This is a genomic window from Rhodococcus sp. C26F (assembly GCF_053345925.1).
Genome location: NZ_JBKFBA010000017.1, coordinates 11110 through 33442, shown reverse-complemented (window position 1 = coordinate 33442; position 22333 = coordinate 11110). Strand labels below are relative to the sequence as shown.

The following is a 22333-nucleotide window of genomic DNA, read 5'->3' as shown; positions in this document are numbered from 1 at the left end:
AGCGCGACATGCCGGCAATCGTCCTGATCGGAGCCCAGTGGGGCGACGAGGGCAAGGGCAAAGCTACCGATCTACTCGGCGGACGTCTGCAGTGGGTCGTGCGCTACCAGGGCGGCAACAACGCCGGTCACACGGTCGTGCTGCCCAACGGCGACAAGTTCGCCCTGCACCTGATTCCGTCGGGCATCCTGACGCCCGGCGTCAACAACGTCATCGGCAACGGTGTCGTGGTGGATCCGGGTGTGCTGCTCACCGAGCTCGAAGGCCTCGAGAAGCGCGACGTCGACACGTCCCGTCTGCTGCTCTCGGCCGATGCGCACCTGATCATGCCGTACCACGTGGCCATCGACAAGGTCACCGAACGCTTCCTCGGCAAGAAGAAGATCGGCACCACCGGACGCGGTATCGGCCCCTGCTACCAGGACAAGATCGCCCGCGTGGGCGTGCGGGTCGCCGACGTGCTCGACGAGAAGATCCTCACCCAGAAGGTCGAGGCCGCACTGGAATTCAAGAACCAGGTGCTCGTCAAGATCTACAACCGCAAGGCGCTCGACCCGCAGCAGGTGGTCGACGAGGTCCTCACCCAGGCCGAGGGTTTCAAGCACCGCATCACCGATACGCGCCTCGAACTGAACAAGGCGCTCGAGCGCGGCGACACGATCCTCCTCGAGGGTTCGCAGGGAACGCTGCTCGACGTCGACCACGGCACCTATCCGTACGTGACGTCGTCCAACCCCACCGCCGGCGGCGCCGCTGTCGGTTCGGGTATCGGCCCGGCGAAGATCTCGACGGTGCTGGGCATCCTCAAGGCCTACACCACCCGCGTCGGCTCGGGTCCGTTCCCGACCGAGCTGTTCGACGACCACGGCGCCTACCTCGCCAAGCAGGGTGGAGAGGTCGGTGTCACCACCGGTCGCGCCCGCCGCACGGGATGGTTCGACGCCGTCATCGCCCGCTACGCGACCCGCGTCAACGGCATCACCGACTACTTCCTCACCAAGCTCGACGTGCTGTCGGGCCTCGACACCGTGCCGATCTGCGTCGGCTACGAGGTCGACGGTGTGCGTATCGACGAGATGCCGATGACGCAGACCGACGTGCACCACGCCAAGCCGATCTACGAGGAGATGCCGGGCTGGTGGGAGGACATCACCCACGCCCGCACCTTCGAGGAGCTGCCGAAGAACGCGCAGAACTACGTGCTGCGTCTCGAGGAGCTCTCCGGCGCCTACATCTCCTGCATCGGTGTCGGACCGGGCCGCGACGAGACGATCGTCCGGCGCGACGTCATCCGCTGACGGGGTAGCTCCCGGCCCGCTCCGATTCGTCGTCGGACGGGCGCCGATCCCTCACTGCATGTTCACCGACGGTTCGCACGGACTGTGCACGCTCGTCCCGCACAGTCCGTCGGACCCCGGGGAGAACCATGTACGTGTCCCGTCGAACCCTGCTACGCACCGTCGCGCTCGGAGCCCTCGCGGCTCCGGCGGTGGCGTGCTCGTCGGGAAGTTCCGTTGCAACGCCGAGCCTGGTCCGTGAGCGGCCGATCCTCACCCACGGTGTGGCCACCGGCGACGTGCGGGCCGACGGGGCGCTCGTGTGGGCGCGCTCGGATCGACCGGCGCGGCTCGTCGTGGAGACGGCGGCCACCGAATCCTTCACCGATCCCGTCCGGCACGTGGGTGGTCTGCTGACGCCCGAGACGGACGGAACCGGCCGACTGCGGCTGACGGGACTGCCGGCCGGCGAGCAGGTGCACTACCGTGTCGTCCTCGAAGGCGAGGACGGCGCCACGTCCGAGCCGGTGACGGGTCTGTTCCGCACCGCCCCGACCGCACCCGGCGACATCAGGCTGCAGTGGTCCGGCGACACCGCCGGTCAGGGCTTCGGTATCAACCCCGACATCGGTGGGATGACGATCTTCGACACGATGGCCCGTCGCGACCCGCACCTGTTCGTGCATTCCGGCGACGTCGTGTACGCCGACAATCCGCTGAAGGAGACCGTCGAGCTGCCGGACGGCCGGATCTGGCGCAACATCGTCACCGAGGCCAAGAGTGCCGTGGCGCAGACCCTCGACGAGTACCGCGGCCAGTACGCCTACAACCTCATGGACGAGAACTATCGGCGGTTCAACTCCTCCGTCGCGCAGATCGTGCAGTGGGACGACCACGAGACCGTCAACAACTGGTACGCGGGTGAGATCCTGGATCTCGAGCAGTACACCGAGAAGAGCGTGGACGTCCTGGCGGAACGGGCTTTCCGTGCCTTCCACGAGTGGCTCCCGCTCGATCCGGCGGAGGCCGTCGACGGACGCATCCACCGGGTCGTGCGGTACGGACCGCTGCTCGACGTCTTCGTACTCGACATGCGGACCTACAAGGACGCCAACGGCACCAACGTCGGCGCGCCGGGGCAGGTGCTCGGCAGCGCGCAGACGCGGTGGCTCATCGACGAACTCACCCGTTCTACCGCCACCTGGAAGATCATCGCCGCCGACCTGCCGATCGGCCTGGTCGTACCCGACGGCGATACGGCCTTCGAAGGAATCGCGAACGGGGACAACGGCGCTCCCTCGGGCCGGGAATCGGAGATCGCGCAGGTCCTGTCGGCGGTCAAGGCGCGCAGGATCACCGGCACCGTGTGGTTGACCGCCGACGTGCACTACACGGCCGCGCATCACTATTCGCCGGACCGCGCCTCGTTCACCGACTTCGACGAGTTCTGGGAGTTCGTCTCGGGACCGCTCAACGCCGGTGCTTTCGGACCCAACGAGCTGGACGGGACGTTCGGTCCCGAGGCCGTCTTCGTGCACGCGCCCCCGGCGGCGAACACCTCGCCGATGGACGGATATCAGCACTTCGGGGAGGTGTTCATCGACGGCGCGACGAAGCAGATGCGGGTGGAGTTGCTCGACTCGCGAGGGACGGTCCTGTTCCGTCAGGTGCTCGATCCACCGGCCTGATCCCGCCCGCGCGATGCGGGGCATACTGGATCGGTGATCACTCGAGCGATCGGAGCCGTGTCGCTCGTCCGCGACCTCGGGAACTGGCAGGATTCGGGGCAGTCGCATTCCCGTCGCTCCGCTCGCCCCGATCCCAGACCCGCCTACCGGGCGCTCGCGGACAGCATCCGCCTGCTCGTGCACGACGGCCGCGTCCCGCTCGGGGTCGCCCTGCCCAGCGAGCGGGAACTCGCCGCGGCGCTGTCGGTGAGCCGCACCACCGTCGCGTCCGCCTATGCGGCGCTGCGGGAAGAGGGCTATCTGCGCAGTCGGCAGGGTGCCCGCAGCACGGTCGCCGTGCCCGCTCGCCGGGGCTCGGAGAACACCGGGTCCCGGATGCCGATCGGCCCGGCGATCGATCTGAGCAACGCCTCGCTGCCCGCGCCGGCAGCGGAGATCGAAGCGGCGTATGCCGCGGCGCTGCGGTCGATGTCGACCTATCTGGACTCGCACGGCATGGAACCGATCGGGGTGTCGGTGCTGCGCGAGGTCATCGCCCGCCGCTACCGCGAGCGTGGACTGCCCACCTCGCCCGACCAGATCATGGTCACCTCCGGGGCGCAGCACGCGATGCGCCTGCTGCTCGGTGTGCTCGACGACCCCGGCGACCGGGTGGTCGTCGACCACCCCACCTATCCCAATGCGCTCGAAGCGATCCGCCGCTACGGCGCGCGCCCGGTGCCGGTTCCGGTGCGCCCGGAGAACGGCCCGCACGGCGGCTGGGATCTCGACGGTGTCGCCAGTGCCGTCCGGCAGACCGCGGCGCGCACCGCCTTCCTCGTCCCCGACTTCCACAACCCCACTGGCCTGTGCCTCGACGAGGACGGCCGCGCCGAACTGGCCCGCATCATGCGCGACACGCGGACCACGCTCGTCGTCGACGAGTCGATGGTCGATCTCTGGCTCGACGCCCCGCCGCCGCCTCCCGTCGCAGCCATGCCTGCCGGCGCGTCGGTGGTGACGGTGGGCTCGACGGCGAAGTCGCTGTGGGGTGGCCTGCGGGTGGGATGGATCCGCGCCGACCGCGACACGATCGTCCGGCTGGCCGGGGCACGGACCGCGGTCGACCTGGGCACGCCTGTCATGGAACAGCTCGCGGCCGCGCATCTGCTCTCCGAAGTCGACGAACTGCTCGAACGTCGCCGCGCCGCGTTGAGGGAACGACGTCGTGCGCTGTGCGCAGCCTTGGACCGGCGGTTGCCCGACTGGGAGTACACGCCGGGCCAGGGCGGGATGTCGTTGTGGGCGCGGATGCCCGAGCCGGTGTCGACCTCGCTGGCTGCCGCCGCGCCGTCCCACGGTGTGCTGCTCTCCGCCGGTCCGCGCTTCGGTGTGCAGGGTGCGTTCGAACATTTCGTGCGTCTGCCGTACACGCAGGATGTCGAGGTCCTCGACGACGCCGTCGAGGCGATGGCCGCCGCCTACGAGCAGGTCGCCTCCGGGCGCACACCCGACGAGGCGCGGCTCGTCGTCTGATTCTGTCCGTCAGGACATCTCGATGAGCTCGCGCAGCGCCGCCGACACCTCGCGGGGACGTTCGACGGTCTGCGCGACGCGGCGCCGCACCTTCGTCAGGCTCTGCGGTCCGCGCAGGAACTGCACGTTGTCGAAGATCTCGCCCGGTGTGGTGTTGACCAGGCCCGCGGCCGATACCCGTGCGTCGACGTCGCGCGGATACCGCTCGGCCCAGGCCATCACGGCGATGCCGCCCATGGAGTGCCCGGCGACCACGACGGGCCGGCCGTCGGGTACGGCCGCGCCCAGCACGGCGTGGAGATCGTCGGCGAGATGGTCCATCGTGTACGCCCGGGCAGGGGCGGCCTGGCTGCGTCCGTGACCGCGGTGATCGAAGGCGATCACCCGGTAGTCGTCGCTCAGATCACGAATCTGGTTGCGCCAGAAGCCGAGTTCGCACAGAATGCCGTGTGTCAGGACGATCGTCGGAGCGTCGGCGGGCCCGTAGGCCTCGGTGTGGATGCGGGTGCCGTCCTTGCTGCGGACGTCGAGCACCTCCGGGACACGCCCCGGGACCGCGGTGCGCGCTCGTGCTCGTGCTCGTGCCGTGGCCGCCGATCGGTGGATCGCGGCTCCCACCCCGTCACTCATGACGGTGTTGATAGCACACCGATCCCGGCGCGATCGGTGGCTTTCCCGCAGATGGGACGGGCCCGGAACCGTATCGGTGGAACACCGTTACGATCCCGGGCCCGGACCGGGGGATCAGACCCAGAGGGTGTCGATGTCGGTGGCCTCGGCCGCCGGACCGACCGGCTCGCCGGCGGGGGTGCGGGAGAAGCGCGGCGCCGGTGCGTGCTGCACGACGCCGTCGATCTCGATCAGCGACCCGCGTGCGACGAGATGCTCGTTCTTCTCCGCCTCGGCCCAGGTGAGGACCGGGGAGACGCAGGCATCGGTGCCGAGGAAGATCTCGGTCCACTCGTCGCGGGTCTTCGACAGGAACTTGTCGGTGAAGATCTTCTTCATCTCCGCCCAGCGGGAGGTGTCGAGCTGGTGCGGCAGGTCGGCCGGATCGAGCTCGAGGCCCTGCAGCAGCAGCGCGTAGAACTGCGGCTCGATGGAACCGACGGCCATGTACTTGCCGTCCTTGGTCTCGTACACGTCGTAGAACGGGGCACCGGTATCGAGCAGGTTGACGCCGCGCTCGTCCGACCACACGCCGCGACCACGGAACGCCCACATCATGTGCGACAGCGCGAGGGCGCCGTCGACCATCGCCGCGTCCACGACCTGGCCCTTGCCGGAGGTCTGACGCTCGACGAGGGCGGACAGGATGCCGAAGACGAGGAACATCGAACCGCCACCGAAGTCGCCGACCATGTTCAGCGGCGGCACCGGACGCTCGCCCTGGCGGCCGATGGCGTGCAGGACGCCGGTGAGGGAGATGTAGTTGATGTCGTGGCCGGCCGCATTGGCGAGCGGGCCCTCCTGACCCCAGCCGGTCATGCGGCCGTAGACGATGCGCGGGTTGCGCTCGAGGACCACGTCCGGTCCGAGGCCGAGCCGTTCGGTGACGCCGGGACGGAAGCCCTCGATGAGGACGTCGGCGCGCTCGAGCAGGGTCAGGACCTTCTCGATGTCGGCGGGATCCTTGAGGTTGGCCTCGACGATGCGACGGTTGCGCTGAATCGGATCGCGCTGTCCCTCCGGCGGGATCTCGCCGGGGCGCTGCACGATGACGACATCGGCGCCGAGATCGGCGAGCAGCGTCGCGGCGTGCGGGCCGGGACCGAGACCCTTGAACTCGACGACGCGGACACCCGCGAGCGGACCCTTCTTCTCAACAGCTTCAGCGGACACTCGACGAACCTCACTCCGATACGTAGGGACTGTCGCAACGGAGAGTACCTTAGCGAGCGTTCAGAATATGGTTCCGGTCACGCGGAGCGGATCACTCCTCGTACAGGTCCGCCTCGCTCAACCCGGTCGCCTCGAAAGCCTCCTCGAGATCGGTGTGCCGGACGACGGTGACCACCTGGTCGTCGACCACCCGGAAGGCGATCGCCTCCTCACGAGGACCCGGATCGGACGCCCAGGTCGCCGTCTCCTCGACCACCACGACGCCCCGGTGGACGAACATGCGGCCCGGCTGCAGCGTGACGCCCGCCGTCGTCGCCCACTCGCGCAGCTCGTCGAGTCCTTGGTCGGGATCGTCGTCGGGGGTGGGCAGCACGATGTCGTCGCTCGACAACTGCACGAGGGTGTCGATGTCGTTGCTGTTCACGGCGTCGTGCCAGGCCAGGACCGTGGCGATCTCCGAGGTGCTCATGATCGAGAGCCTAGTCGCCGGAACGCGGAGGTGGGGGCGTGAATCCGCCGAATCCACTGTCGCGCTCGGGCGCTCCGGCGCACAGTGGACGTATGACGATCACCGGCCAACTCGTGAGCTTCATCCCGAGCACCGACCTCGACGTCTCGGAAATGTTCTACGTCGACACCCTGCGCTTCCGGAAGCTCTCCCGCGACCCCTTCGCACTCGTCCTCGACGGAGGTGACGGCGCGCCGATCCGGGTGACCCTCGTGCAGTCACGCGAGGAGACCGGCTACACCGTGCTGGGCTGGCGGGTATCCGATCTGGACGGCATCGTCGAACGACTGCGCGAGCACGGGGTGGAGTTCGTGCGCTACAACGGCATGGACCAGGACGACCACGATGCGTGGACCGCGCCCGACGGCATGCGGGTCGCGTGGTTCCGCGACCCGCACGGCAACGTCCTGTCGTTGCTCGAACACCGCACCTGACGCGGCCTCAGCTCCCGAAAGCACCCCACAGGAAGCCGGCGAACAGCACCGCGAAGCCGCCCATCTCACCGACGATCAGCGCGGCCATCGCCAGGCCCGTCCCACGCACAGGATGTGCGAACTGGTTCGTGGTGTCGCGTAGCGCGCCGTGCACGACATAGCTCGCGATCGCGCCGACGAAGAACACCACGATCACCGCGGCCGCGGTGAGGTTCACCGCGGTGGGCCACGCGCTGAGCTCGACGAACACCGCGACCAGCAGCGTCGCGAAGGAGTACATCAGCGCCGATCGGTGGGCGATGTCGACGTACGGGTGCGCGAGGTGGTCGTCGGACGTCGCCATCTGCCGGTACTTCCACACGCCGAGAGCGAGCGCGAGGAGGAAGACCGCACCCGCGGCCGTCAGTGTCAGTTCGGTGTCGACTCCCAGGACCATCGCGCCAGTATGGACGCATCACCTCAGCTGCAGCCGCTGGTGTTCCCACAGGACGGACACGCGTGGCACGACCCGGCCCGTTGCATCTTCACTCCGCACTGCATGCAGTACGGCGCGTCCGGATTCGACGGTGACGGAGCAGCGAGACCACCCGGGGAGGACGTGCTCGCGCTGCTCGTGCTGTGCGTGCCGCGCGGCGCGGTCGCCGGCGGATCGGGCTCGCGCACCGGCGGCGTACTCGTGTACGGCGTGAGCATGGGGGTGTCGGGCACCGAGCGTTCGGCGACGGTGAGGATGCCCAGCTCCGCTCGCTCGTCGGGCTCGAGATAGTCGACCGCGAGCCGCCGGAAGATGTAGTCGAGGATCGACGTGGCGATCCGCAGATCCGGATCGTCGGTGATCCCGGCCGGTTCGAAGCGTGTACTCGTGAAGGCCCGGACGAAGGTGCGCAACGGAACCCCGTACTGCAGACCGTAACTGACCGACATCGAGAAGGCATCCATGATGCCGGCCAATGTCGAGCCCTGCTTCGACACGCGCAGGAACATCTCGCCGGGACGGCCGTCGTCGTACTCGCCGATCGTGAAGAAGCCCTTGCAGTCGGCCACCCGGAACTCGAACGTCCGCGAATTACGGGTGCGCGGGAGCCGCTCACGACGAGGCGCCGCGGACGGGGCCACCGCTTCTGCGACGGCAGGACGCGACGACGTCGACAACGGTTGTCCCAGTTTGCAGTTGTCACGGTAGATCGCGAGCGCCTTCACGCCGAGGCGCCACGCGTCGACGTACATGTCGGCGATGTCGTCGACGGTCGCGGACTCGGGGAGGTTCACCGTCTTGGAGATCGCACCCGACAGGAAGGGCTGCACCGCGGCCATCATCGCGACGTGGCCGCGCGGTGAGATGACGTTGTCGCCCATGGACGTCGCGAAGACCGGTGCGTGCTCGTCGCGCACGTGCGGTGCACCGGCGAGATCGTGGTGCAGATCGAGGTGCGCCACGATGTCGGCGACCTCCGACGGGCCGTAACCCAGACGCGACAGTGCGCGCGGCACACTGCGATTGACGATCGTGAGGCTGCCGCCGCCGACGAGCTTCTTGGTCTTCACCAACGCCAGATCCGGTTCGATCCCGGTGGTGTCGCAGTCCATCGCGAGCCCGATCGTGCCGGTCGGTGCGAGCACGCTGACCTGGCTGTTGCGCACACCGTGGGCGGTGCCGTCGGCCACCGCGCGGTCCCACGCCTGTCGTGCCGCATCGAGCACGTCGGCCGGCGCGAGGTCGGCGTCGATGTCGTCGAGCGCACCGCGATGCTTGCCCAGCACGTCGAGCATCGGCGCGCGGTTCTCGTCGAACCCCTCGAAGGGGCCGAGGCGCCGTGCCATGTCCGCCGACACGGCGTAGGCGTGCCCGGTCATCAGGGCGGTGATCGCCGCAGCCGTCGCGCGCCCGGCCTCGCTGTCGTAGGGCAGGCCCGAAGCCATGAGCAGCGCACCGAGATTGGCGTAACCGAGCCCGAGCTGCCGGAACCGCCGCGACGTCTCACCGATCCGCTCGGTGGGGTAGTCGGCGCGGCCGACGAGAATCTCCTGCGCGGTGAGCATCACCGCCACGGCGTGACGGAAACCGTCGACGTCGAACGTGCCGTCCTCGCGCAGGAAGGTCAGCAGATTCAGGCTCGCGAGGTTGCAGGCCGAATCGTCGAGATGCATGTACTCCGAGCAGGGATTCGACGCGTTGATCCGGCCGGTCGCCGAGGCGGTGTGCCAGGCATTGATCGTCGTGTCGTACTGGATGCCCGGGTCGGCGCACTCCCAGGTGGCGGCGGCGATGCGCTGCAACAACTCTCGCGCGCGGACCGTCCGGACCGTCTCGCCGGTCGTCACGGTACGCAGCGGCCACTCGGCGTCGGCCACCACCGCGTGCATGAACTCGTCGGTCACGCGCACCGAGTTGTTCGCGTTCTGGTACTGCACCGAATGGATGTCGGTGCCGTCGAGACCCATGTCGAAACCGGCCTCGGCGAGCACCCGCGCCTTGCGTTCCTCGATCGCCTTGCAGTCGACGAACTCCTCGATGTCGGGATGGTCGACGTCGAGGATCACCATCTTCGCGGCCCGCCGGGTCTTGCCGCCGGACTTGATGGTGCCGGCCGAGGCGTCGGCGCCGCGCATGAAGCTGACCGGCCCCGATGCGCTTCCGCCACCGGTCAGCGGTTCGGCAGACGAGCGGATCCGGGAGAGGTTCACCCCGGCGCCCGACCCGCCCTTGAAGATCACCGCTTCCTGCCGGTACCACTCGAGGATCGAGTCGATGCTGTCGTCGACCGACAGGATGAAACACGCGCTGGCCTGCTGCGGAGTGTTCGGCACCCCGATGTTGAACCAGACGGGACTGTTGAACGAGGCCCGCTGGTGGATCAGCAGATAGGTCAGCTCGGCGGCGAACGCCTCCGGATCGTCGAGATGACCGTCGGTGTGCCCCCACGCCGTGATCGTGTCGACGATGCGCGCGATCACGTCGCGCAGCGAGTGCTCACGATCGGGATGCCCGAGCTGCCCGCGGAAGTACTTCTGCGTGACGATGTCGGTGGCGTTCTGCGACCAGAAGGCGGGGAACTCCACATCCGTCTGCTCGAAGACGACACGGCCGGTGCCGTGGTGGACGATCCGCGCGTCGCGTCGCTGCCACTCCACCGTCTCGGCGGGATCGACACCGGACGTCGTGAAGTACCGGACGTCGCCGCGTACCGCGGCGGATGCGGCGTCCGATGCACTCTTCGGGCTGCTGTGAGGCCTGGTACTGCTCATCGCGTCCTCCCGGGGGCGTGGACCGGTGGCACATATAGTCCCACCATGCTGCCACCGCGTCCCGGTACTCCGCTGTCTTCCGCCCGCTCGACCCGCCCGGTGGCGCCGTGAGTGCCGGCGGCGAACTGCTCGTCGGGCTGGCGATCCTCGTCGGCCTGCTCGGGATCGTGCTGCCGATCCTGCCCGGCGTCCTGCTGATCTTCGGCGCGATCGCCGTGTGGGCGTTCCTCACGGGAGGCACCACGGCATGGATCGTGCTGGGCGTGGCGACGGTGGCGCTGCTGGTCACCGGCATCGTGAAGTACACCTGGCCCGGCAAGCGACTGCAGCAGGCCGGGGTGCCGAACCGGTCGCTCATCCTCGCCGGTCTGCTCGGCATCGTCGGATTCTTCGTCGTCCCCGTCGTCGGGCTGTTCCTGGGCTTCCTGCTCGGCATGTACCTGTCGGAGGTGCAGCGGCACCGCACCCACCGCGACGCGTGGGTCTCGACGGTCGCGGCGACCAAGGCGGTCGCGTTGTCGATCCTCGTCGAACTGTTCGGTGGACTCGTCGCGGCGTCGGTGTGGCTGGGCGCCGTCCTGTTCACCTGAGCACACCCGGAGAACCGAGCAGACCCGGAATGCGAGGAGGGACCCATCCGTGCGGATGGATCCCTCCTCGTTCGTACAGGTCAGACGCGAATCAGGCCTTGTGCGGCTCGCTCGCGCGGAACATGTCCTCGCGCTCGACGACCTTCACGCGCTCGCGGCCCTCGGCCTCACCGAGGCTGCGCTCGTGCGCGTCGAGGCGGTACCAGCCCTGCCAGGTGGTGTACGGCAGCTGCTTGTCCTCGAGGAACTTCACGATCGCGTCCTCGGACGGATCCTCGGGGGTGTTCAGGCGACCGGCGGCCCGGTCCTCGAGCAGGTTCGCGACGGTCTCGTTCGCATCGCCCTTGGTGTGACCGATCAGGCCCACGGGACCGCGCTTGATCCAGCCGGTGACGTAGGTGTGCGGCATGAACCGGTCGGGACCCTCGGCGTTCTCGTCGGCGAGCACCCGTCCGGCCTCGTTCGGCACGGTGCCGGCCTGCTCGTCGAAGGGCAGCTTGGCGATGTTCTGCGACAGGTAGCCGACCGCGCGGTAGACGGCCTGGACCTCCCAGTCGTTGAACTTGCCGGTGCCGCGCACGTTGCCGGTGCCGTCGAGCTCGGTGCGCTCGGTGCGCAGACCGACGACCTTGCCGTCCTCGCCGAGGATCTCGTGCGGGGACTCGAAGAAGTGCAGGAACAGCTTGTGCGGGCGGCTGCCCACATCGCGGATCGCCCAGTCCTGCAGGGTGTTGGCGACCATGTCGACCTGCTTGGAGTTGCGGCGTGCCTGCTCGGAGCCCTCGTCGTAGTCGATGTCCTCCGGGTCGACGATGACCTCGATGGTCGGGGAGTGGTCGAGTTCGCGCAGTTCGAGCGGGGTGAACTTGGCCTGCGCCGGACCGCGGCGGCCGAAGACGTGCACCTCGACGGCCTTGTTGTTCTTCAGGCCCTCGTAGACGTTCGGCGGGATCTCCGTCGGCAGCAGCTCGTCGCCGGTCTTGGCGAGCACGCGGGCGACGTCGAGCGCGACGTTGCCGACACCGAGGACGGCGACCTTCTCCGCCTCGAGCGGCCAGGTGCGCGGCACGTCGGGGTGACCGTCGTACCAGGACACGAAGTCGGCGGCACCGTAGCTGCCGTCGAGGTCGATGCCGGGGATGTTCAGCGCGCGGTCCGCGTTCGCGCCGGTCGAGAAGATCACCGCATCGTAGAAACGCTGCAGGTCGTCGAGGTTGAAGTCGCTGCCGTAGTCGAGATTGCCGAGCAGGCGGATCTGCGGCTTGTCGAGCACCTTGTGCAGGGCGGTGATGATGCCCTTGATGCGCGGGTGGTCGGGCGCGACACCGTAGCGGATCAGACCGAACGGCGCCGGCATGCGCTCGAACAGGTCGATGCTGACCCCGGGATCCTGCGCAGTGTCGGACTTCATGAGTGCGTCGGCGGCGTAGATACCGGCAGGGCCGGCACCGACGATCGCGACGCGAAGGGGACGAGTCTGATCGGTCATCAGGGGATCAACTACCTCTTCGGTGTGCGGACGGACATATCCAGCTTAAATTAAGGCTGCCCTCAGTGGGCTCGGCGCAGGTCGCGCGGGGATGACGGCGAAGGAGGATGAATCGAGCCGTCGAGCGAATCGCTTCAGCGACAACACATGTGGGCACCCATACGACACAGGTCGACGGCGAGGCGTCGAACGAGCTGCGTGGTGGCCATGCCACAATTCCTACCTCGAGAGGGTTTTTAGGGCAAATGCGGCCGTGACGGGCCGCGACCTCGCGCCCACTAGGATCGGGCGCATGGCCAAGCGCGGAGCCCCCGAACCCGAACCCGATCCCGGCCCGGATCCCGACGGTCCCACCAGTAGCAGCATAGGGCCTTTCCTCGGAGCCCTCGCGGTCCTGGTGGTTCTCGTCCTCGTCGTCTTCGGTGCACAGCTCTTCTCCCCGGCGGGCGACGACCTCACCGAGGACGAGATGGTGCGCCGCGCGGTCACCGACTACGTCTCCGCGCACAACGAGAACGACGAACCGATCCTCGACCGGCTGCGCTGCAGCGATCTGCCCGCCGAGGAAGCGCCGCTCGCGGACGTCGAGGGACGGGTGGAGCTGCAGGCCACCCAGAACATCTCCGTGGACGGAGATCGGGCCACCGTCGACGTCCGGACCGGCCTCGACGGGGAGACGCAGACCGAGACGTGGCAGGTCGTCCGAGTCGACGATGTGTGGCGGATCTGCCGGTTCTGACGCGTCGCCGTGCGTATACGAAGCGGTGCCCGCGTGTACGTCACAGTCCGACCTGTGAAAACATGTCCGGGTGAGCTACGCAGGTGATATAACGCCGCAGCAGGCATGGGACCTGCTGCAAGGTGATCCGGATGCCGTGCTCGTCGATGTGCGTACCGAAGCCGAGTGGAAATACGTCGGGGTCCCCGAGACCTCGTCGCTCGGTCGCCGGACCGTGTTCGTCGAGTGGGTTCGTTACCCCGACGGCGCCCCCAACCCGAGCTTCGTCGAGGACCTGAGGGCAGCGGGTATCGGCGGTGGACCGGTGATCTTCCTGTGTCGCTCGGGGCAGCGCTCCATCGGAGCGGCCACGGCCGCCACCGCTGCGGGCCTGACCCCCGCCTACAACGTTCTCGAAGGATTCGAAGGCGCTCTCGACGGCGAAGGCCATCGCGGTGCCGAGGGCTGGCGGGCCGCAGGCCTGCCGTGGAGGCAGTCGTGAGTTCCATCCCCCAGGGCGGCGCGTTCGACAAGGCGCTGCCCGCCACCGTTCGCCCCGCCACGCTCGGCGTGCGCGGCGGCCTGCTCCGATCCGGCTTCGAGGAGACCTCCGAGGCGCTCTACCTCAACTCCGGGTTCGTCTACGAGTCGGCCGAGGCCGCCGAAGCCGCTTTCACCGGCGACGTCGACCACTTCGTCTACTCCCGCTACGGCAACCCCACGGTGAAGATGTTCGAGGAGCGCCTGCGCCTGCTCGACGGTGCCGAGGGTGCCTACGCCACCGCGTCCGGCATGTCCGCGGTGTTCACTGCGCTCGCGGCGCTGCTCGGCAAGGGCGACCGTCTCGTCGCGGCACGCAGCCTCTTCGGTTCGTGCTTCGTCGTGTGCAACGAGATCCTGCCCCGCTGGGGCGTCGAGACGGTGTTCGTCGACGGTGAGGACCTCGACCAGTGGGAGAAGGCGCTGTCGGTGCCCACCACCGCGGTCTTCTTCGAGACCCCGTCGAACCCGATGCAGACCCTCGTCGACGTGCGACGCGTCTCCGAGATGGCGCACGCGGCAGGTGCGAAGGTGGTGCTGGACAACGTCTTCGCCACCCCGCTGCTGCAGCGCAGCATCGATCTCGGCGCCGACATCGTCGTCTACTCGGGCACCAAGCACATCGACGGTCAGGGCCGCGTGCTCGGCGGAGCGATCCTCGGTCCCAAGGACTACATCGACGGGCCCGTGCAGCAGCTCATCCGCCATACCGGGCCGTCGCTGAGCCCGTTCAACGCGTGGACGCTGCTCAAGGGCCTCGAGACCATGCCGGTGCGGTTGCGCGCCTCGGTCGATTCGGCGCTGCGCATCGCGCAGTTCCTCGAAACGCAGGATGCGGTGCGCTGGGTCAAGTACCCGTATCTCGAGTCGCACCCGCAGTACGAACTCGCGAAGTCGCAGATGAGTGGCGGTGGCACGATCATCACGTTGGAGCTCGACGCCCCCGAGGGCGAGGGCAAGAAGCGTGCCTTCGAGCTGCTGAACAAGCTGCGCATCGTCGACATCTCGAACAATCTCGGCGACTCCAAGTCGCTCATCACCCACCCGGCGACCACCACCCACCGGGCGATGGGACCGGAGGGCCGGGCCGCGATCGGTTTGTCCGACGGCGTGGTGCGACTGTCCGTGGGCCTCGAGGATCCCGAGGATCTGCTCGAGGATCTCCAGCAGGCGCTGTCCTGACCTGGGACGCCGTGAGCTACGCTGCGGGTGTCCTGCCGATCCGGTAGGGCACCCGCTGCGTTTTCGGTGAAGCCGGTGAGAATCCGGCGCTGTCCCGCAACTGTGAGTCCGACTTCCGGGTGAGCCAGGTCAGCCGGCGCGGGGGTCCGTACGTACTGGTCCTCGGACGAAGGACGGTGACGTGCCGCAACCGCACTGTTGCAGCCGTACTGTTTTCGTCCTCCGAACAACGGAGGATGGCTGTGCCACTCGACAACCACCGACGGCTGCTCGCCGCCGGACTGACCGCTTTCGCGCTCCTCGCCGCGGGGTGCTCGAGCAGCGACGATTCGTCACCGTCCGGTGACACCGACACCACCTCCGCGGACGTCCCGCAGGCCATCGTGTCGCTGAGCCCCACCAGCACGGAGATGCTCTACGCCGTCGGTGCCGGCGACCAGGTGGTCGCGGTCGACGACCGATCCGATTATCCGGCCGACGCGCCCGTCACCGATCTGTCGGGGTACACCCCCAACGTCGAGGCCATCCTCGGTTACGAACCCGACCTCGTCGTCGCCAACGCCGACACCGCCGATCTCGTCGCCGGGCTCGAGCAGGCCGGTGTCGAGACGCTGATCCTTCCCGCGGCCGAGAACCTGGACGACACCTACGCCCAGATCGAGCAGCTGGGAGCCGTCACCGGACACGTCGGCGACGCCGCCGAACTCGTGGCGCAGATGAAGACGGACATCGACGAGATCCTTGCCGGCCTCCCCGAACGGGAGACCCCGCTGAGCTACTACCACGAGCTCGACAACACCTTCTACACCGTCACCGACGACACCTACATCGGCGAGATCTACTCGATGCTGGGGCTGACCTCGATCGCGACCGGCGGCGACGGCTACCCGCAGCTGTCCGCCGAGTACGTCCTCGAACAGAACCCCGACGTGATCTTCCTGGCCGACGGCCAGTGCTGCGGCGTCACGCCCGAGGTCGTCGCGGAACGTGCCGGATGGGGCGAGCTCACCGCTGTCCGGGACGGCCAGGTCTACGTCCTCGACGAGGACATCGCCAGTCGCTGGGGGCCGCGCGTCGTGGACCTGATGCGTGAGGTCGCCCGGATCGTCGGCACCATCCCCGCGGCCCAGCCCACGCCTTGATCTCCCTGTCGCGAGGCAACACCCGCGCACTGCCACCCGGTGGTGCGCGGGTACTGCCGCGCAACGTGCTCGTGCTGACCGGCGCAGTGCTCGCCCTGTTCGCCGCGATGCTGGTCGGGATCCTCGTCGGGCCCGCCGGCCTCACCCCCGGCGGGGTGCTGCTCGACATCGCCGACCGCCTGCCGCTCGTCGACGTCGACTCCGGGTTGAGCACGCGTCAGCAGGCGATCCTGTGGAACATCCGGATGCCGCGCGTCGTGCTCGGGGTGCTGGTCGGTGCGATGCTGGCCATCGCCGGTGCGGCCTACCAAGGGGTCTTCCGCAATCCGCTCGCCGACCCCTATCTGCTCGGGGTCTCCAGCGGCGCCGGTCTCGGTGCCACCCTCGCTATCGTCGTCGGCGGCGCCGCCGGGTTCGCCGGAGTCCCGATCGCGGCCTTCGCCGGGGGACTGCTCGCCGTCGGCGCGACGTACTCGCTCGGCCGCACCGTTGGCGGCAGCCGCTCGGAAGTCGTCATCATCCTCGCCGGTGTCGCCGTCGCGGCCTTCGCCAACGCGATCCAGACCTTCTTCATGCAGCTGCACGACGACACCCTGCGACAGGTGTACTCGTGGATGCTCGGCCGCCTGTCCACCGACGGCTGGTCCGACGTCGTCGTGGTCCTGCCGTACGTCGTGGTCACCGTCGCGATCATCGCGCTGCATCGGCGCACACTCGATGTCATGGCGGTCGGCGACGTCGAAGCCGCGAGCCTCGGGATCAACCCGGCGCGCGTGCGGCTGCTGCTCGTCTGCGTCGCGACCCTCGGGACCGCCGCGGTGGTCTCGGCCAGCGGACTCATCGGGTTCGTCGGCATCGTCGTTCCCCACGCGGTCCGGTTGCTCGTCGGACCGGGTCACCGTCTCCTGCTGCCGCTGTCGCTGCTGGTGGGTGCGTCCTTCCTCGTCCTCGCGGACGTCCTGGCCCGCACCGTCATGTCGCCCGCCGAACTGCCGATCGGTGTCGTCACCGCGGCGATCGGGGCGCCCTTCTTCCTCGTCGTGCTCAGACGGAGCCGAGGTGTCCGATGAAAAGTGATGTTCTCACCACCCCGACCATGACGGTCTCGTGCCGGCAGCTCAGCGCCGAACGCGGTGGCGTCGAGGTGCTGCACGGGGTCGACCTGAACGTCACCGCGGGATCGTGGGTGTCGCTGGTAGGACCCAACGGGTCGGGCAAGACCACTCTTCTCCACGTCCTCGCCGGTCTCGTACCGGCCACCGGTCACCTGCAGGTCGCCGACGTCGCGCCGGGGCGCGCCGGACGTCGGGACATGGCACGCGCGGTCGCGCTGATGCCGCAACGCCCGGTGGTGCCGGAAGGCGTCACCGTCCGGGAACTGATCCACCTCGGTCGCACTCCACACATCCCACGCTTCGGTTCCGAGACCGCTCACGACCGCGAGGTGGTGGACCGCGTCGTCGAACGACTCGAACTCGAAGCGTTCGCCCCGCGCCTCGCGACCGAACTGTCCGGCGGTGAGCTGCAGCGCGTCGTACTCGCACGCGCTCTCGCCCAGCAACCGCGGGTGCTGCTCCTCGACGAACCCACCAGCGCACTCGACATCGGACACCAGCAGCAGGTACTCGAACTCGTCGACTCGATGCGCACCGAAGGCGACCTCACCGTCATCGCCGCGATGCACGATCTGACTTCCGCCGCGCAGTACGGGGAACGACTCGTGCTCCTCGATCACGGACACGTCGTCGCCGACGGAGCGCCCGACGACGTCCTCACCGCCGACCGCATCGCGCACGTCTACGGCGCCCGCGTCGAGATCCTCGACCGCCCGGCAGGTCGCGCCGTACTCCCTCTCCGCGACAGCACGAAGGACCGCTGATGGAGGTCGTGCTCCTGGGAACCGGCGCGGCGGACGGGTGGCCGAACCCGTTCTGCACGTGTGCATCCTGCGCGGACGCCGCGCGTCGCGGCGAGATCCGCGGGCAGACCGCGGCACTCGTCGACGATGTGCTGATGCTCGACTGCGGTCCCGAGGCGCCCCGCGCGGCCGTGCGGCACGGCAGGTCGCTGGCGAAGGTGCGGCATATCCTCCTGACCCACGCCCATGCAGACCATCTGGGCCCGCAGGCACTGTTGTTCCGGTCGTGGGTGGCCGCCGGTGTCGAGCTCGACGTGATCGGTCCCGCCGACGCGCTCGACACCTGTAGGCCCTGGGTGGCTCCCGACGACCCGGTACGCTTCGTGCCGGTCGAGGCGGGGGACTCGCTCACCGTCGGCGACTATTCGGTGCGCGTTCTTCCCGCACGACACAAGGTGTTCCGCGACGGTGACGCGGTGCTGTACGACCTGTCGGGCCCCGGCGGGTCGCGGTTGCTGTGGGCCTGCGACACCGGGATGTGGCCCGCCGAGTGGTTCGAGGCCGTGCGCGACGTCCGGTTCGACGCGGTATTCCTCGAGGAGACCTTCGGGGACCGTTCCGAATTGTCCGAGGGTCACCTCGGTCTGCCCGAGTTCGGCGCGATGGTGGATGGTCTGCGCGGTGTCGGTGCCGTCACCGAGAACACCGACGTGGTGGCGGTACATCTGGGTCACCACAATCCGCCCATCGATTATCTTCGGAATCGGATGCAGCAGTTGAATTCTCGTCCGGGTCGTGACGGTGAGGTGGTACACGTGGGTGAAGAGGTTCCGGTCGTGCCGCATCGGACGTTGGTGCTCGGGGGAGTGCGGTCGGGCAAGTCGCGGCACGCCGAGGAATTACTCGCGTCGTATCCGTCCGTCACCTACGTCGCCACCGGCGGGACCCGCGAAGGTGACGTCGAATGGGCGGAACGCGTTGCGCTGCATCGGCAGAGACGACCGGCATCGTGGTCGACGATCGAGACCTCGGACGTGGCGAAGGTACTGCGGGACGCGGACGAACCCCTGCTCGTCGACTGTCTCGGAACCTGGCTCACGGCACGACTCGACCTCCACGACGTGTGGAACACAGGGAATTCCGCTGCCGTCGACGCCGACATCGACGATCTCCTCGGTGCGTGGCGGCAGGCCCGGGTTCCCGTGGTCGCAGTCAGCAACGAGGTGGGCAGTGGTGTGGTGCCGGCGAGTGCGTCGGGGCGGTTGTTCCGCGACATGCTGGGTCGGCTCAATGCGCGGGTCGCCGAGGCCAGTGAGTCGGCGACTCTCGTGGTGGCGGGAATTCCCATTTCTCTGAAGTCGAATTAATTCCTGTTCTTCTCGTAACGCTGCGGACAACCCCGGCAGAGGTGGATTCCGGAGAGTAGTGCGTCAGGCAAGCAGTCGGTAAAGACCGATCAGCCCCACCACGACGATCACCGCCCGCAGCGCGACCGGCGACAGGCGTCGGCCGTAATGGGAGCCGAGATAGCCACCGATCAAGGAACCCACGGCGATCAGTGCGGCCACGGTCCAATTGATTCGGTCGAACGCCACCAGGATGTACGCGCATGCAGCGACGACGTTCACGACCAGCGACAGAAGGTTCTTCGCCGCGTTCTGTCGCTGGATGTGGTCGTGCAGCAACGCTCCGAACAGACCCATGAGCAGAATGCCCTGCGCCGCCGTGAAGTAGCCGCCATAGATGCCGACGGCGAAGGTGCCGACGACGAGGAGTGTCATCCGCACCGGTCCGAGGCGACCGTCGGCGTCGCCGCCGGTTCTGCGGGCCACCCATGCCTGGATCTTCGGTTGGAACACGACGAGCGTGAGTGCCAGGAGGAGCAGGATCGGCACGACCGTCTCGAAGACGGTTTCCGGCAGGTGGAGCAGGAGCCACGCTCCGACCAGTGCCCCGCAGAACGACGCGGGGATCTGCCACCGCAACCGCTCCCACTGCCCGCGCAGCTCGCGCCGATACCCCCAGGTGCCCGATACACCCCCGGCGACCAGGCCGATCGCGTTGGACATCGTCGCGGTCACCGGCGGCACACCGAACGCGATGAGCGTCGGGAATGTGATGAGGGTTCCGGATCCGACAAGGGAGTTGATCGCTCCGGCCCCGAGACCGGCAAGTGCGACGAGGAAGAGTTCGAGCGGGGTCACCGAGGCGAGTCTACGGCGTGCCGAAACCGGCCTTGTTGTCGATGTCGGGGCACCGCGTCGACATCGACATCGGTCTCGACGAGGGACGGTATTTCCGTCACGGTGATAGAAAGCCTGTCCGCGACGCGCCGCACTCCGTAATTTGAGCCGCGACCATCCAGAGCGACCGAGAGACCTGGCTCTACGACGTCGCAGCAACCCCCCGTGCGCGGGTGCGGGTGCTACCGCCGGGATCGATGGAGGAACGAGCATGACCCGCTGGACCGAGCGCGCTTCGTGGTGTCGCCGGCACATCGACCTGTGTCGCGGCACGTCGCACCGGTGTCCTGGCGGTGCTGCGCACCGGTGTCGTCGGTGACGTAGCCCGTCCGCCGAACCTCCCGTTGTTCTTCGCCGCGTGAGTCCCGGCCCGTCCGCAGGGGGACGGGCCGGGACCTACGTCTGCACCCCCGCTTTCCCGCATCCCGTATTCCCGAAAGGCCCATCCCGATGGCTCCCGCCCACAGGACGTCGCCGTGAGCACGTCCACCGATCTCCGCATTCCCGACGCTCCGGCCGATCACACCGACGACGAGAACCTGGTCGTCGCACGGAAATGGCATCCGGGGCGCTGGGTGATCAGCGCCGCCGTGCTGATCCTCGTCGCCCAGTTCGCATCGTGGTCGCCGAACTCGAAGCCGAGGCCCTGCGTCGCGGGTACACCCGCATCTACCTGACGACGGGGTGGCGGCAACCCGAGGCCGTCGCGCTGTATCTCGCGGCCGGATACACCGCCCTGTTCGACTCCCGGCGACCCGCCGAGGAGATCGGTCCGCATCCCTTCGAGAAGTTCCTGATCGGAAAGGCGGTCTCCGCATGAAGTTCCTGCTGCTCAGCCTCATCACCCACCATCCCGATCCCGTGACGGGAGAATGGCTCTCGCCGTCCGAACGGATCCGGGAGGTCGTCGACACCGCCGTGCTCGCCGAACAGCTCGGATTCGAAGGATTCGCGGTGGGGGAGCGGCACGAGAAGCCGTTCCTCGCGTCGTCACCTCCGGTGGTCCTGGCCCACATCGCGGCGCGGACCAGCACACTCGAACTGTGGACCGGCGTCACGACGCTGAGCCTGCTCGACCCCGTCCGCGCGTTCGAGGACTACTCCACGCTCGACAACCTGTCGGGTGGGCGCCTGCAGCTCATGATCGGCAAGGGCAACGGCACCGCCCAGGCCGACCTGTTCCACGTCACCCCCGAGGATCAGTGGGACCGCAATCGCGAAGGGTACGAGCTGTTCCGGTCTCTGTGGGAGAACGAGACGGTCACCTGGGAGGGGCGGTTCCGGCCGTCGCTCACCGACGCCGTCGCCGTACCCCGGCCGCTGCAGCAGCGCCTGACCATCTGGCACGGTAGCGCCACCAGTCGCGAATCCGTCGATCTCGCAGCCCGATACGGTGACCCGATCTTCTCCGCGAACGTCACCAACCCGATCGAGCCGTACGCCGAACTCATCGACCACTACCGCGAACGATGGGCCGCCTACGGCCACGATCCCGCCGAGGCACGGGTCGGTGCCGGGACGGCGGGACTGTACGTCGCGCGCACCTCGCAGGAAGCGATCGACGCCTACCGTCCCCAGTTCGAGCAACGGCTCGAATTCGCTCGCGAGAACGGACTTCCCGTCGTCTTCGAGACCATCGAGGACTTCGTCGAACGCAGCTCCGCACTCATCGGGAGCCCGCAGCAGGTGATCGACAAAGTCCTCCGCTACCACGAGCGTTTCGGCCACGAGGTCATGCACGTGACCGCCGACCGCGGCGGGTTCTCCGTGGCGGAGCAGCGCGCGAGTCTCGAACTGTTCCAGGCGGAGGTCGCGCCGGCACTGCGCGCGGCGATACCGCACCGCGGGGCCGTCGCGATCCCGCACAGCGAGATCGTCACCGCCTGAGACTGCGGTCCGGGAACCGTTTCGATCGCAGTGAAGAAAACGGTGTGCCCGATCCTCGAGGCTCCGTAACCTCGGGAAACGAACCATCCAGAGCTGCCGAGATTCGCGCTGACATCCCGTCCCATCAGGGACGACATTCCATCCCCGTCCGCCCGACGGCATCCGCAACGGTGA

The 22333-nt window shown here is 68.2% G+C and carries 20 protein-coding genes, 1 pseudogene and 2 riboswitches; of the genes and pseudogenes, 14 read left to right on the top strand and 7 right to left on the bottom strand.

The window, feature by feature from the left end; all coding sequences use genetic code 11:
* Nucleotides 1-8 precede the first annotated feature (8 nt).
* The 3 genes from ACLBYD_RS17575 to yczR all read left to right on the top strand — a co-directional run bounded on the left by ACLBYD_RS17575 (nucleotide 9) and on the right by yczR (nucleotide 4480).
* Nucleotides 9-1298 (top strand): adenylosuccinate synthase, encoded by a 1290-nt coding sequence (locus tag ACLBYD_RS17575; protein ID WP_006552940.1) that lies wholly within the window; start codon nucleotides 9-11, stop codon nucleotides 1296-1298.
* Between the two features lie 128 nt (nucleotides 1299-1426).
* Entirely contained in the window at nucleotides 1427-2965 is a 1539-nt protein-coding gene (locus ACLBYD_RS17570; protein WP_447817432.1) for an alkaline phosphatase D family protein, read from the top strand.
* 33 nt (nucleotides 2966-2998) lie between these two features.
* The gene (gene yczR / locus ACLBYD_RS17565) at nucleotides 2999-4480 is read left to right on the top strand and encodes a MocR-like transcription factor YczR (protein ID WP_447817431.1); all 1482 of its coding nucleotides are present in this window, start codon (nucleotides 2999-3001) and stop codon (nucleotides 4478-4480) included.
* Between the two features lie 9 nt (nucleotides 4481-4489).
* Here the strand turns inward: yczR and ACLBYD_RS17560 are convergent, their stop codons facing one another.
* The 3 genes from ACLBYD_RS17560 to ACLBYD_RS17550 all read right to left on the bottom strand — a co-directional run bounded on the left by ACLBYD_RS17560 (nucleotide 4490) and on the right by ACLBYD_RS17550 (nucleotide 6791).
* On the bottom strand, nucleotides 4490-5110 hold the full coding sequence (locus ACLBYD_RS17560; protein ID WP_447817430.1) for an alpha/beta fold hydrolase: 621 nt from the start codon (nucleotides 5108-5110) through the stop codon (nucleotides 4490-4492).
* 114 nt (nucleotides 5111-5224) lie between these two features.
* Nucleotides 5225-6322 carry a CaiB/BaiF CoA transferase family protein gene (locus ACLBYD_RS17555; RefSeq protein ID WP_447817429.1) on the bottom strand — a complete coding sequence of 366 codons (1098 nt, stop codon included), beginning with the start codon at nucleotides 6320-6322 and terminating at the stop codon, nucleotides 5225-5227.
* Nucleotides 6323-6413: 91 nt separating this feature from the next.
* On the bottom strand, nucleotides 6414-6791 hold the full coding sequence (locus tag ACLBYD_RS17550) for a nuclear transport factor 2 family protein (protein ID WP_413766917.1): 378 nt from the start codon (nucleotides 6789-6791) through the stop codon (nucleotides 6414-6416).
* Between the two features lie 92 nt (nucleotides 6792-6883).
* Here ACLBYD_RS17550 and ACLBYD_RS17545 point away from each other — a divergent pair, with 92 nt between their 5' ends.
* Nucleotides 6884-7264, top strand: a complete 381-nt coding sequence (locus ACLBYD_RS17545) for a VOC family protein (RefSeq protein WP_060650850.1) — start codon at nucleotides 6884-6886, stop codon at nucleotides 7262-7264.
* A gap of 7 nt (nucleotides 7265-7271) precedes the next feature.
* Here ACLBYD_RS17545 and ACLBYD_RS17540 read toward each other — a convergent pair whose 3' ends face one another.
* Complete coding sequence (locus tag ACLBYD_RS17540) at nucleotides 7272-7700, bottom strand: hypothetical protein (RefSeq protein ID WP_447817428.1); 429 nt, start codon at nucleotides 7698-7700, stop codon at nucleotides 7272-7274.
* A gap of 23 nt (nucleotides 7701-7723) precedes the next feature.
* Nucleotides 7724-10510: a vitamin B12-dependent ribonucleotide reductase gene (locus tag ACLBYD_RS17535; protein ID WP_447817427.1), complete on the bottom strand. Its 2787-nt coding sequence runs from the start codon at nucleotides 10508-10510 to the stop codon at nucleotides 7724-7726.
* A 107-nt stretch (nucleotides 10511-10617) separates the two neighbouring features.
* Here ACLBYD_RS17535 and ACLBYD_RS17530 point away from each other — a divergent pair, with 107 nt between their 5' ends.
* A complete protein-coding gene (locus ACLBYD_RS17530; protein ID WP_145692381.1) occupies nucleotides 10618-11100 on the top strand; it encodes a DUF456 domain-containing protein in 483 nt (160 codons plus the stop codon).
* Between the two features lie 91 nt (nucleotides 11101-11191).
* Here the strand turns inward: ACLBYD_RS17530 and ACLBYD_RS17525 are convergent, their stop codons facing one another.
* Nucleotides 11192-12589, bottom strand: a complete 1398-nt coding sequence (locus tag ACLBYD_RS17525) for an FAD-dependent oxidoreductase (RefSeq protein ID WP_447817426.1) — start codon at nucleotides 12587-12589, stop codon at nucleotides 11192-11194.
* A gap of 292 nt (nucleotides 12590-12881) precedes the next feature.
* Between ACLBYD_RS17525 and ACLBYD_RS17520 the strand changes: the two genes are divergently transcribed.
* The 7 genes from ACLBYD_RS17520 (at nucleotide 12882) to cobU (ending at nucleotide 19396) form a co-directional block, all read left to right on the top strand.
* On the top strand, nucleotides 12882-13328 hold the full coding sequence (locus ACLBYD_RS17520; RefSeq protein WP_447817425.1) for an Rv0361 family membrane protein: 447 nt from the start codon (nucleotides 12882-12884) through the stop codon (nucleotides 13326-13328).
* A gap of 70 nt (nucleotides 13329-13398) precedes the next feature.
* The gene (locus ACLBYD_RS17515) at nucleotides 13399-13809 is read left to right on the top strand and encodes a rhodanese-like domain-containing protein (protein WP_172415055.1); all 411 of its coding nucleotides are present in this window, start codon (nucleotides 13399-13401) and stop codon (nucleotides 13807-13809) included.
* Nucleotides 13806-15029 carry an O-succinylhomoserine sulfhydrylase gene (locus tag ACLBYD_RS17510; protein ID WP_447817424.1) on the top strand — a complete coding sequence of 408 codons (1224 nt, stop codon included), beginning with the start codon at nucleotides 13806-13808 and terminating at the stop codon, nucleotides 15027-15029. Before ACLBYD_RS17515 ends, ACLBYD_RS17510 begins: the two co-directional genes overlap by 4 nt.
* 24 nt (nucleotides 15030-15053) lie before the next feature.
* A riboswitch (cobalamin riboswitch) is annotated at nucleotides 15054-15181 on the top strand.
* An 84-nt stretch (nucleotides 15182-15265) separates the two neighbouring features.
* On the top strand, nucleotides 15266-16171 hold the full coding sequence (locus ACLBYD_RS17505) for an ABC transporter substrate-binding protein (protein WP_447817423.1): 906 nt from the start codon (nucleotides 15266-15268) through the stop codon (nucleotides 16169-16171).
* A gap of 107 nt (nucleotides 16172-16278) precedes the next feature.
* Nucleotides 16279-17241, top strand: coding sequence for a FecCD family ABC transporter permease (locus tag ACLBYD_RS17500; RefSeq protein ID WP_225623838.1), 963 nt, complete (start codon nucleotides 16279-16281; stop codon nucleotides 17239-17241).
* Nucleotides 17238-18050, top strand: coding sequence for an ABC transporter ATP-binding protein (locus ACLBYD_RS17495; RefSeq protein ID WP_447817422.1), 813 nt, complete (start codon nucleotides 17238-17240; stop codon nucleotides 18048-18050). The genes ACLBYD_RS17500 and ACLBYD_RS17495 overlap by 4 nt, the downstream gene beginning before the upstream one ends.
* The gene (cobU, locus tag ACLBYD_RS17490) at nucleotides 18050-19396 is read left to right on the top strand and encodes a bifunctional adenosylcobinamide kinase/adenosylcobinamide-phosphate guanylyltransferase (protein WP_447817421.1); all 1347 of its coding nucleotides are present in this window, start codon (nucleotides 18050-18052) and stop codon (nucleotides 19394-19396) included. Before ACLBYD_RS17495 ends, cobU begins: the two co-directional genes overlap by 1 nt.
* Nucleotides 19397-19459: 63 nt before the next feature.
* On the opposite strand, the gene ACLBYD_RS17485 is transcribed toward cobU, so the two are convergent.
* Nucleotides 19460-20233 (bottom strand): sulfite exporter TauE/SafE family protein, encoded by a 774-nt coding sequence (locus ACLBYD_RS17485; protein WP_447817420.1) that lies wholly within the window; start codon nucleotides 20231-20233, stop codon nucleotides 19460-19462.
* 150 nt (nucleotides 20234-20383) lie between these two features.
* A riboswitch (SAM riboswitch) is annotated at nucleotides 20384-20476 on the top strand.
* A 409-nt stretch (nucleotides 20477-20885) separates the two neighbouring features.
* Here ACLBYD_RS17485 and ACLBYD_RS17480 point away from each other — a divergent pair.
* Nucleotides 20886-21092: pseudogene (locus ACLBYD_RS17480) on the top strand (GNAT family N-acetyltransferase); the annotation flags it as partial.
* A complete protein-coding gene (locus ACLBYD_RS17475) occupies nucleotides 21089-22159 on the top strand; it encodes an LLM class flavin-dependent oxidoreductase (RefSeq protein WP_447817419.1) in 1071 nt (356 codons plus the stop codon). The pseudogene ACLBYD_RS17480 and the gene ACLBYD_RS17475, both read left to right, overlap by 4 nt.
* The last annotated feature ends 174 nt before the right edge of the window (nucleotides 22160-22333 follow it).

Coding starts and splice junctions, on each gene's coding strand:
- ACLBYD_RS17575 (WP_006552940.1), top strand. CDS start 9: ATGCCGGCAATCGTCCTGATCGGAGCCCAGTGGGGCGACGAGGGCAAG.
- ACLBYD_RS17570 (WP_447817432.1), top strand. CDS start 1,427: ATGTACGTGTCCCGTCGAACCCTGCTACGCACCGTCGCGCTCGGAGCC.
- ACLBYD_RS17560 (WP_447817430.1), bottom strand. CDS start 5,110: ATGAGTGACGGGGTGGGAGCCGCGATCCACCGATCGGCGGCCACGGCA.
- ACLBYD_RS17550 (WP_413766917.1), bottom strand. CDS start 6,791: ATGAGCACCTCGGAGATCGCCACGGTCCTGGCCTGGCACGACGCCGTG.
- ACLBYD_RS17545 (WP_060650850.1), top strand. CDS start 6,884: ATGACGATCACCGGCCAACTCGTGAGCTTCATCCCGAGCACCGACCTC.
- ACLBYD_RS17540 (WP_447817428.1), bottom strand. CDS start 7,700: ATGGTCCTGGGAGTCGACACCGAACTGACACTGACGGCCGCGGGTGCG.
- ACLBYD_RS17535 (WP_447817427.1), bottom strand. CDS start 10,510: ATGAGCAGTACCAGGCCTCACAGCAGCCCGAAGAGTGCATCGGACGCC.
- ACLBYD_RS17525 (WP_447817426.1), bottom strand. CDS start 12,589: ATGACCGATCAGACTCGTCCCCTTCGCGTCGCGATCGTCGGTGCCGGC.
- ACLBYD_RS17520 (WP_447817425.1), top strand. CDS start 12,882: ATGGCCAAGCGCGGAGCCCCCGAACCCGAACCCGATCCCGGCCCGGAT.
- ACLBYD_RS17505 (WP_447817423.1), top strand. CDS start 15,266: ATGGCTGTGCCACTCGACAACCACCGACGGCTGCTCGCCGCCGGACTG.
- ACLBYD_RS17500 (WP_225623838.1), top strand. CDS start 16,279: ATGCTGGTCGGGATCCTCGTCGGGCCCGCCGGCCTCACCCCCGGCGGG.
- ACLBYD_RS17495 (WP_447817422.1), top strand. CDS start 17,238: ATGAAAAGTGATGTTCTCACCACCCCGACCATGACGGTCTCGTGCCGG.
- cobU (WP_447817421.1), top strand. CDS start 18,050: ATGGAGGTCGTGCTCCTGGGAACCGGCGCGGCGGACGGGTGGCCGAAC.
- ACLBYD_RS17475 (WP_447817419.1), top strand. CDS start 21,089: ATGAAGTTCCTGCTGCTCAGCCTCATCACCCACCATCCCGATCCCGTG.